This window comes from Streptococcus sp. 1559 (assembly GCF_013276735.1).
GTDB lineage: Bacteria > Bacillota > Bacilli > Lactobacillales > Streptococcaceae > Streptococcus > Streptococcus pseudopneumoniae.
Genome location: NZ_VMLO01000048.1, coordinates 1 through 8,238, shown reverse-complemented (window position 1 = coordinate 8,238; position 8,238 = coordinate 1). Strand labels below are relative to the sequence as shown.

Below are 8,238 nucleotides of genomic sequence, written 5' to 3'. Positions count from 1 at the left end.
TAAGTGATAAAGTCGGGAGAGCAAAGACTAGGATAGGAGCAACAGCTTTTAGACCTCCAACGAATAAATCCCCGAGTAGCCCAATTCCTGAGAGATTAGGAAGGGTCAGTCCTAGAATTCCCCCACAAAGCATACCAATCAAGATACGCTTGACAAGGCTTGCCTTGTTCCAAGCATGAATGATTCTTTTCATAATAATCTCCTTTCTGTGTAGTGATTATGATTATAGTATAAACGATAGACAAAATCAAGAATTTTCTGTCTATTTTTTGAATATTTATGGATAATGAGACTGATGAAAATATGGTATAATGAAATAAAGGAGTTTTATATGCAAAAATTTATTCAAGCTTATATTGAAAAGCTAGATGTGACAACCATTATCGAAAATATTCTAACCAAGGTCATTTCTCTTTTACTGCTTTTGATTGTATTTTATATTGCTAAAAAAATGCTTCATACCATGGTGCAGAGAATTGCCAAACCTTCTCTAAAAATGTCTCATCATGATGTCGGGCGCCAGAAAACCATCTCACGTTTGTTAGAAAATGTGTTTAATTATACGTCATATTTCTTTTTACTCTACTGTATTTTATCGATTTTAGGCTTACCTGTATCTAGCTTGCTGGCTGGGGCTGGAATCGCTGGGGTGGCGATTGGGATGGGAGCCCAAGGTTTTCTGTCTGATGTCATCAATGGCTTTTTCATCCTTTTTGAACGTCAACTGGATGTGGGAGATGAGGTTGTTCTGACCAACGGCCCCATTACTGTATCGGGTAAGGTTGTCAGTGTGGGAATTCGTACGACACAGCTTCGTAGCGAGGAGCAAGCTCTTCACTTTGTTCCGAACCGAAATATCACGGTTGTTAGCAATTTCTCACGCACGGACTAGACCTGTTATTTTAAGTAATTTGTGGTACAATAGAGGGAGTTTAATAAAGGAGAAAAGATGGTTTTAGAAAAGCAGTTGGGCAATGGTTGTACCTGGATAGACCTAGACCTCGGAAAGTTGAATAAACTAGAAGACCTTTCTGAAATCTACGGCTTGGACAAGGAAACCATTGAGTACGCACTGGATAGGAATGAGCGTGCCCACATGGACTACCACCGTGAAAGTGGGACGGTTACCTTTATCTATAATGTCCTAGATGTGAAAAAGGACAAGGCCTACTATGAGACTTTTCCCATGACCTTTATCGTGGAGCATCGTCGCCTGATTACCATTAGTAATACCAAGAACGCCTATGTCATTGAACAAATGACCCGTTATCTGGAGAGTCATGACACGCTTTCGATCTACAAGTTTCTCTTTGCCAGTCTGGAAATCATCAGCAATGCCTACTACCCTGTCATCGAGCAGATGGATAAGAGTAAGGACGAGGTCAATGGTCTCTTGCGTCAGCGAACAACTAAGAAAAATCTTTTTGCCCTTTCCGACTTGGAGACGGGTATGGTTTATCTTACTGCGGCTGCTAAACAAAATCGGATTTTGTTGGAGCATATTCAAGGTCATGCCTTGTATCGTAGTTTTGATGAGATTGAGAGAGAACAGTTTGATGATGCCATGATTGAGGCTCATCAGCTGGTATCCATGACAGACCTAATCTCTCAGATTTTACAGCAACTTTCAGCCTCTTACAACAATATTCTAAACAATAATCTGAATGATAATTTGACAACCTTGACTATCATTTCAGTCTTGCTAGCTGTTTTGGCAGTCGTGACAGGCTTTTTCGGAATGAATGTTCCCCTACCTCTAACAGATGAGCCCCATGCTTGGCTCTACATCAGTATAGCTAGTGCAGGGTTATGGATTGTTTTATCCTTGTTACTAAGGAAAATTGCGAAAAAAAGTTAAGAAAAGGAGCCAGAATGGCGATTGAAAACTACATGCCAGATTTTGCTGTGGAAGCAGTCTATGATCTGACAGTCCCAAGCCTGCAGGCGCAGGGAATCAAGGCTGTTTTGGTCGATTTGGACAATACCCTTATTGCTTGGAACAACCCTGACGGGACACCAGAGATGAAGCAATGGCTACATGACCTTCGGGACGCGGGCATTCGCATTATCGTAGTGTCAAATAACACCAAAAAACGCGTCCAACGAGCAGTTGAGAAGTTTGAGATTGACTACGTTTATTGGGCTCTAAAGCCCTTCACATTTGGGATTGACCGTGCCATGAAGGAATTTCACTATGAGAAAAGCGAAGTGGTCATGGTTGGCGACCAGCTCATGACAGATATACGAGCAGCCCACCGTGCAGGCATTCGCTCGATTTTAGTCAAACCCTTGGTCCAACATGACTCGATTAAAACGCAGATTAACCGAGCTCGTGAGCGTCGTGTGATGCGAAAAATCACTGAAATGTACGGACCGATTACATATAAAAAAGGAATTTAACTATGGAAGAAATTCTCTGTATTGGTTGTGGAGCAACCATTCAGACGACAGATAAGGCTGGTCTGGGTTTTACCCCTCAGTCGGCACTTGAAAAAGGATTGGAGACTGGCGAAATCTATTGCCAACGCTGTTTCCGTCTCCGCCACTACAATGAAATCACGGATGTTCAATTGACAGACGATGATTTCCTAAAACTCTTGCACGAGGTAGGAGACAGTGATGCCCTGGTGGTTAATGTCGTTGATATCTTTGACTTTAATGGCTCTGTCATCCCAGGCTTGCCACGTTTTGTCTCGGGCAATGATGTCCTCCTGGTTGGAAATAAAAAAGATATCTTGCCCAAGTCTGTTAAACCAGGCAAGATTAGCCAGTGGCTCATGGAACGTGCCCACGAAGAAGGTCTCCGTCCAGTTGATGTCGTCCTAACTTCAGCCCAAAACAAGCATGCCATTAAGGAAGTCATTGACAAGATTGAACACTACCGTAAGGGCCGTGATGTCTATGTCGTTGGGGTAACTAACGTTGGAAAATCAACCCTAATCAATGCTATTATCCAAGAAATCACGGGTGACCAGAATGTCATTACGACTTCGCGCTTCCCAGGAACAACCTTGGACAAGATCGAGATTCCGCTTGACGACGGATCTTATATCTACGATACGCCGGGGATTATCCACCGTCACCAGATGGCTCACTATTTGACGGCTAAAAACCTCAAGTATGTTAGTCCTAAAAAGGAAATCAAGCCTAAAACTTATCAGCTCAATCCTGAACAAACCCTGTTTTTAGGTGGTCTCGGACGCTTTGATTTCATTGCGGGTGAAAAGCAAGGATTCACAGCCTTCTTTGACAATGAATTGAAACTCCACCGTACTAAGCTTGAAGGTGCTAGTGCCTTTTACGACAAGCATCTTGGAACCCTTTTAACCCCACCAAATAGCAAGGAAAAAGAAGATTTTCCAAAATTGGTCCAACATGTCTTTAATATCAAGGACAAAACTGACCTAGTCATCTCAGGACTCGGCTGGATCCGCGTAACAGGCACTGCCAAAGTCGCCGTCTGGGCACCAGAAGGCGTCGCAGTCGTCATACGAAAAGCAATTATTTAAACACAGAAAGGAAAGGGTTGTCTTTATTAAGGCGAGCGTTGCGAGCCCGTAGAGAATACTTTTCGCCGTGGTGTCAGTTGGTACAAGTGATTGTACCAACTGCGGGAAATTTGAGACCATAGGCTCAAATTTTAGTCATGAAAGCCCGAAGGACTTTGCTAACGTCCGCCACCACTTTAGAAAAGTATAAAAAGAAACTCTTTTAAGAAATTATGTCATTAACATCAAAACAACGTGCCTTCCTCAACAGTCAGGCACACACCCTCAAACCCATCATCCAAATTGGAAAAAATGGTCTCAACGACCAAATCAAAACCAGCGTTCGTCAAGCACTTGATGCACGCGAATTGATTAAAGTAACGCTCTTGCAAAATACAGATGAAAATATCCACGAAGTAGCTGAAATTTTGGAAGAAGAAATCGGTGTGGATACAGTCCAAAAAATCGGACGCATCTTGATTTTGTTTAAACAATCTAGCAAGAAAGAAAATCGCAAGATTTCTAAGAAAGTCAAAGAAATCTAAGACCGAAACTCCAAATAACTGTTTTTATAGAGAAATAAAGGGGACTAGCCTATGACAATCGAACTATTGACTCCCTTTACCAAGGTAGAGTTGGAGCCAGAAATCAAGGAGAAAAAACGCAAACAAGTTGGGATTTTAGGGGGGAATTTTAACCCTGTTCACAATGCCCATCTCATTGTTGCGGATCAAGTACGGCAACAGTTGGGACTGGATCAAGTTCTTCTCATGCCTGAATACCAACCTCCTCACGTTGATAAAAAGGAAACCATCCCTGAACACCATCGTCTCAAGATGCTTGAGTTGGCAATTGAGGGAATTGACGGCCTAGTCATTGAAACCATTGAGTTGGAGCGCAAGGGTATTTCCTACACCTACGACACCATGAAGATTTTGACAGAGAAGAATCCAGATACGGATTATTACTTTATCATCGGTGCCGACATGGTTGACTATCTGCCTAAGTGGTACCGAATTGATGAACTGGTTGACATGGTTCAGTTTGTGGGGGTTCAGCGTCCACGCTACAAGGTAGGGACTTCCTATCCAGTTATCTGGGTGGACGTACCGCTCATGGATATCTCGTCCAGCATGGTGCGGGACTTCCTTGCCCAAGGTCGGAAACCCAACTTTCTCCTACCTCAGCCAGTGCTAGACTACATCGAGAAGGAGGGGCTCTACTGATGTCCTATCAAGACTATATCAACTGCTCCCGTGAGGCCTTGTTGGAAAAAATGGTAGAGTTTCTACCTGAAAAACGCTTAACCCATTGCTTGGGTGTGGAGCGTGCCGCTATGGAATTAGCTCAGCGCTTTGGTGTAGATGTTGAGAAAGCAAGTCTAGCAGGTCTTCTTCATGACTATGCTAAAAAGTTGTCAGATCAGGAATTTCTAGCCTTGATTGACCGTTACCAGCTAGACCCTGACCTCAAAAACTGGGGCAATAATGTCTGGCATGGTATGGTCGGAATTTACAAAATTCAGGAAGATTTGGATTTGCATGATTCTGAAATTCTGCGAGCCATTGAAATTCATACAGTCGGAGCTGGTCAAATGACAGACCTAGATAAGGTCATCTACGTCGCAGACTATATCGAGCACAATCGAGCCTTTCCTGGAGTAGATGTGGCGCGTGAGATTGCAAGTCTATCGCTCAATAAGGCGGTGGCCTACGAAACAGCTCGTACCGTGGAGTATCTAGCTCATCAGGGATTCCCCATCTATCCCCAAACCCTTGAAACCTATAACGCCTTTGTGCACTATTTGAAAGAGGACTAAATGAAGACGGCTTTTATAATCATTGATGTTCAGAATGTTTTAGTAGAAACTGGGTTCCAGACAAAAAGTCTATTGGAAAAAATTTCTTATTTACAAAACCAGGCTAGAAGCAAGAATATTGAAATTATCTATGTTCAACATATTGAGAACTCTGAAGCTCAAACATCAGAAGATTGGCAGTTATCTGCGCTTTTAAATCGAAAACCTGCTGAAAAGGTCTTTCAGAAGAAATATAACAGTATTTTCAAAGAAACTGGCTTAAAAAAATACTTGGATAAGCAGGGGATTGAAAAATTAGTTTTATGTGGTATGCAGACAGAATATTGTGTGGATACCTCTGTCAAGGTTGCCTTTGAATATGGCTATCAGCTTATTGTTCCAGAAGGTGCTGTCACAACCTTTGATGGGGATGACATTCCAGCAGAAACGATTAATGAATTTTATGAGGACATTTGGGAGGAGCGCTTTGCAGATGTTCTAGATTACAAACATATTTTCTAAAAAGAGGATTAAATGAACGAAAAAGAATTACTAGAACTAGTCGTGAAAGCGGCTGATGAGAAACGTGCGGAGGATATCCTCGCACTTGATGTACAAGATTTGACTAGTGTGACGGACTACTTTGTCATCACTAGCTCAATGAATAGCCGTCAGTTGGACGCTATCGCAGCTAATATCCGTGAAAAAGTAGCTCAAGCAGGCTTTAAAGGTAGCCATGTCGAAGGCGATGCAGCTGGAGGCTGGGTCTTACTGGACATCGGTGCTGTTGTCGTGCATATCTTTTCAGAAGAAATGCGTGCCCATTATAATCTAGAGAAGCTATGGCATGAGGCGAATTCAGTAGATATTTCAGAAGCTCTTGCTTAGAAGATGAACTCAGTTGTAGTCAACTGGGTTTCTTTGCTTATTTTAGAAAAATTGATAGAAAGGTAAAGGGCTAGTGGTGTTTACCATGGAGCTCTTAGTATCATGATTATGGCGACTTATGAAACCTTTGCGGCGGTCTATGATGCGGTCATGGACGATAGTTTATACGACAAATGGACGAATTTTTCTCTGCGTCATTTGCCTAAGACCAAGGAGAGAAAGAAACTCTTGGAATTGGCTTGTGGGACAGGAATTCAATCAGTGCGCTTCTCTCAGGCTGGTTTTGATGTGACTGGACTTGACTTGAGTGCGGATATGTTGAAGATTGCGGAGAAGAGAGCAACTTCAGCCAAGCAAAAGATTGCTTTTATAGAAGGTAATATGCTGAATTTGTCCAAGGCAGGGAAATACGATTTTGTCACGTGTTATTCGGACTCTATCTGCTATATGCAGGATGAGGTGGAAGTAGGGGACGTCTTTAAGGACGTGTACAATGCGCTGAATGAAGAGGGAGTTTTCATCTTTGACGTGCACTCGACCTACCAGACAGATGAAGTATTCCCTGGCTATTCCTACCATGAAAATGCGGAAGATTTTGCCATGCTTTGGGATACATATGAGGACGAAGCTCCTCACTCCATCGTGCATGAGCTGACTTTCTTTATCAAGGAGGCTGACGGTTCCTTTAGTCGCCACGATGAAGTACATGAGGAGAGGACTTATGAGATCTTGACCTATGATATCTTGCTGGAACAGGCTGGATTCAAGTCCTTCAAACTCTATGCAGACTTTGAGGATAAGGAACCAACAGAAACTAGCACCCGTTGGTTTTTTGTGGCGCAGAAGTAGGAGAACATCATGACCATCACAGGTATTATCGCAGAGTTCAATCCTTTTCATAATGGCCATAAATACCTGCTGGATCAGGCAGAGGGACTGAAAATTGTTGCCATGTCAGGGAATTTCATGCAGCGTGGAGAGCCTGCTATTGTGGATAAGTGGACAAGGGCCCAGATGGCGCTGGAAAATGGCGCAGACTTGGTAGTGGAATTGCCCTTTTTAGTCAGTGTTCAGGCAGCTGATTTCTTTGGTCAAGGAGCTGTGGATATCTTGGATCGCTTGGGCATTGATAGTCTAGTTTTTGGGACAGAGGAAGTTCGAGATTATCAGAAAATCGCTGACTTATACACAGAGAAAGGTGCTGAGATGGAGAAATTTGTGGAAAATCTGCCTGATTCCCTTTCCTATCCCCAGAAAACCCAATCTATGTGGAAGGAATTTGCTGGTCTTGATTTTTCAGGTAATACCCCCAATCATGTTCTTGCTCTGGCCTATGCAAAGGCGGTTGCAGGACGAAATATCAAGCTGCATACGATTCAGCGTCAGGGGGCAGGTTACCATTCTGTGAATAAAGATGTGGACTTTGCCTCGGCGACAGCCCTCCGTCAACATCAGAAGGACCAAGATTTCTTAGAACGCTTTATGCCTTCTGTTGCCCTATTTGAGCAGGCCAGTAAGGTGATCTGGGAAGACTATTTTCCCTTGCTCCGCTATCAAATCTTGTCAAATCCCGACCTAACCACCATCTATCAGGTCAATCAAGAAATGGCTGTGCGCATTAAAGAAGCTATTAAACCAGCCCAGTCTGTAGAAGAGTTGGTCGAGGCGGTTGCGACCAAACGTTACACCAAGGCGCGTGTCAGACGCCTATTGACCTATATTTTGGTGCAGGCTAGAGAAAATGTCTTGCCAGAAGCCATTCATGTCCTTGGATTTACTGAAAAAGGCAGGCAACATCTCAAGTCTCTGAAAGGACAGGTCAATCTAGTCAGCCGAATTGGCAAAGAACCTTGGGATGCTATGACCCAAAAAGCAGACCAGATTTACCAACTAGGAAAGCCAAGTATAGCAGAGCAAAATTTTGGAAGAGTGCCGATTAGAATAGAAACAAGCTAAGTCTACCGAAAGGTAGGCTTTTTGAGATTTTTTACGAATAATACTCTTCGAAAATCAAATTCAAATCGCGTCAACGTCGCCTTGCCGTATATATGTTACTGACTTCGT

At 43.0% G+C, this 8,238-nt stretch carries 11 protein-coding genes and 1 pseudogene; 11 read left to right on the top strand and 1 reads right to left on the bottom strand.

Features of this window, described 5'->3' with window-relative positions; translation table 11 throughout:
* Nucleotides 1-193, bottom strand: a pseudogene (locus tag HT688_RS07250) (serine/threonine transporter SstT); the annotation flags it as partial.
* 138 nt (nucleotides 194-331) lie between these two features.
* On the opposite strand from HT688_RS07250, the gene HT688_RS07245 reads away from it, so the two are divergent.
* The 11 genes from HT688_RS07245 to HT688_RS07195 all read left to right on the top strand — a co-directional run bounded on the left by HT688_RS07245 (nucleotide 332) and on the right by HT688_RS07195 (nucleotide 8,130).
* Nucleotides 332-892, top strand: a complete 561-nt coding sequence (locus HT688_RS07245; RefSeq protein ID WP_001168882.1) for a mechanosensitive ion channel family protein — start codon at nucleotides 332-334, stop codon at nucleotides 890-892.
* 57 nt (nucleotides 893-949) lie between these two features.
* Nucleotides 950-1,858 carry a magnesium transporter CorA family protein gene (locus tag HT688_RS07240; protein ID WP_000242250.1) on the top strand — a complete coding sequence of 303 codons (909 nt, stop codon included), beginning with the start codon at nucleotides 950-952 and terminating at the stop codon, nucleotides 1,856-1,858.
* 14 nt (nucleotides 1,859-1,872) lie between these two features.
* Nucleotides 1,873-2,400 (top strand): YqeG family HAD IIIA-type phosphatase, encoded by a 528-nt coding sequence (locus HT688_RS07235; RefSeq protein ID WP_000963739.1) that lies wholly within the window; start codon nucleotides 1,873-1,875, stop codon nucleotides 2,398-2,400.
* 2 nt (nucleotides 2,401-2,402) lie between these two features.
* Nucleotides 2,403-3,509, top strand: a complete 1,107-nt coding sequence (yqeH, locus tag HT688_RS07230) for a ribosome biogenesis GTPase YqeH (RefSeq protein ID WP_000391176.1) — start codon at nucleotides 2,403-2,405, stop codon at nucleotides 3,507-3,509.
* Nucleotides 3,510-3,721: 212 nt separating this feature from the next.
* Complete coding sequence (yhbY, locus tag HT688_RS07225) at nucleotides 3,722-4,033, top strand: ribosome assembly RNA-binding protein YhbY (RefSeq protein WP_000060169.1); 312 nt, start codon at nucleotides 3,722-3,724, stop codon at nucleotides 4,031-4,033.
* A gap of 51 nt (nucleotides 4,034-4,084) precedes the next feature.
* Nucleotides 4,085-4,714, top strand: a complete 630-nt coding sequence (locus tag HT688_RS07220) for a nicotinate-nucleotide adenylyltransferase (protein ID WP_000151313.1) — start codon at nucleotides 4,085-4,087, stop codon at nucleotides 4,712-4,714.
* Nucleotides 4,714-5,307, top strand: a complete 594-nt coding sequence (yqeK, locus tag HT688_RS07215; protein WP_000121671.1) for a bis(5'-nucleosyl)-tetraphosphatase (symmetrical) YqeK — start codon at nucleotides 4,714-4,716, stop codon at nucleotides 5,305-5,307. The genes HT688_RS07220 and yqeK overlap by 1 nt, the downstream gene beginning before the upstream one ends.
* Nucleotides 5,308-5,808 (top strand): cysteine hydrolase family protein, encoded by a 501-nt coding sequence (locus HT688_RS07210; RefSeq protein ID WP_000844709.1) that lies wholly within the window; start codon nucleotides 5,308-5,310, stop codon nucleotides 5,806-5,808.
* Between the two features lie 12 nt (nucleotides 5,809-5,820).
* Nucleotides 5,821-6,174 carry a ribosome silencing factor gene (gene rsfS / locus HT688_RS07205; RefSeq protein ID WP_001002999.1) on the top strand — a complete coding sequence of 118 codons (354 nt, stop codon included), beginning with the start codon at nucleotides 5,821-5,823 and terminating at the stop codon, nucleotides 6,172-6,174.
* A gap of 108 nt (nucleotides 6,175-6,282) precedes the next feature.
* The gene (locus HT688_RS07200) at nucleotides 6,283-7,023 is read left to right on the top strand and encodes a class I SAM-dependent DNA methyltransferase (RefSeq protein ID WP_000257066.1); all 741 of its coding nucleotides are present in this window, start codon (nucleotides 6,283-6,285) and stop codon (nucleotides 7,021-7,023) included.
* Between the two features lie 9 nt (nucleotides 7,024-7,032).
* Nucleotides 7,033-8,130, top strand: a complete 1,098-nt coding sequence (locus tag HT688_RS07195) for a nucleotidyltransferase (protein WP_000156344.1) — start codon at nucleotides 7,033-7,035, stop codon at nucleotides 8,128-8,130.
* The last annotated feature ends 108 nt before the right edge of the window (nucleotides 8,131-8,238 follow it).

Coding starts and splice junctions, on each gene's coding strand:
- HT688_RS07240 (WP_000242250.1), top strand. CDS start 950: ATGGTTTTAGAAAAGCAGTTGGGCAATGGTTGTACCTGGATAGACCTA.
- HT688_RS07245 (WP_001168882.1), top strand. CDS start 332: ATGCAAAAATTTATTCAAGCTTATATTGAAAAGCTAGATGTGACAACC.
- yqeH (WP_000391176.1), top strand. CDS start 2,403: ATGGAAGAAATTCTCTGTATTGGTTGTGGAGCAACCATTCAGACGACA.
- yhbY (WP_000060169.1), top strand. CDS start 3,722: ATGTCATTAACATCAAAACAACGTGCCTTCCTCAACAGTCAGGCACAC.
- yqeK (WP_000121671.1), top strand. CDS start 4,714: ATGTCCTATCAAGACTATATCAACTGCTCCCGTGAGGCCTTGTTGGAA.
- HT688_RS07200 (WP_000257066.1), top strand. CDS start 6,283: ATGGCGACTTATGAAACCTTTGCGGCGGTCTATGATGCGGTCATGGAC.
- rsfS (WP_001002999.1), top strand. CDS start 5,821: ATGAACGAAAAAGAATTACTAGAACTAGTCGTGAAAGCGGCTGATGAG.
- HT688_RS07195 (WP_000156344.1), top strand. CDS start 7,033: ATGACCATCACAGGTATTATCGCAGAGTTCAATCCTTTTCATAATGGC.
- HT688_RS07235 (WP_000963739.1), top strand. CDS start 1,873: ATGGCGATTGAAAACTACATGCCAGATTTTGCTGTGGAAGCAGTCTAT.
- HT688_RS07220 (WP_000151313.1), top strand. CDS start 4,085: ATGACAATCGAACTATTGACTCCCTTTACCAAGGTAGAGTTGGAGCCA.
- HT688_RS07210 (WP_000844709.1), top strand. CDS start 5,308: ATGAAGACGGCTTTTATAATCATTGATGTTCAGAATGTTTTAGTAGAA.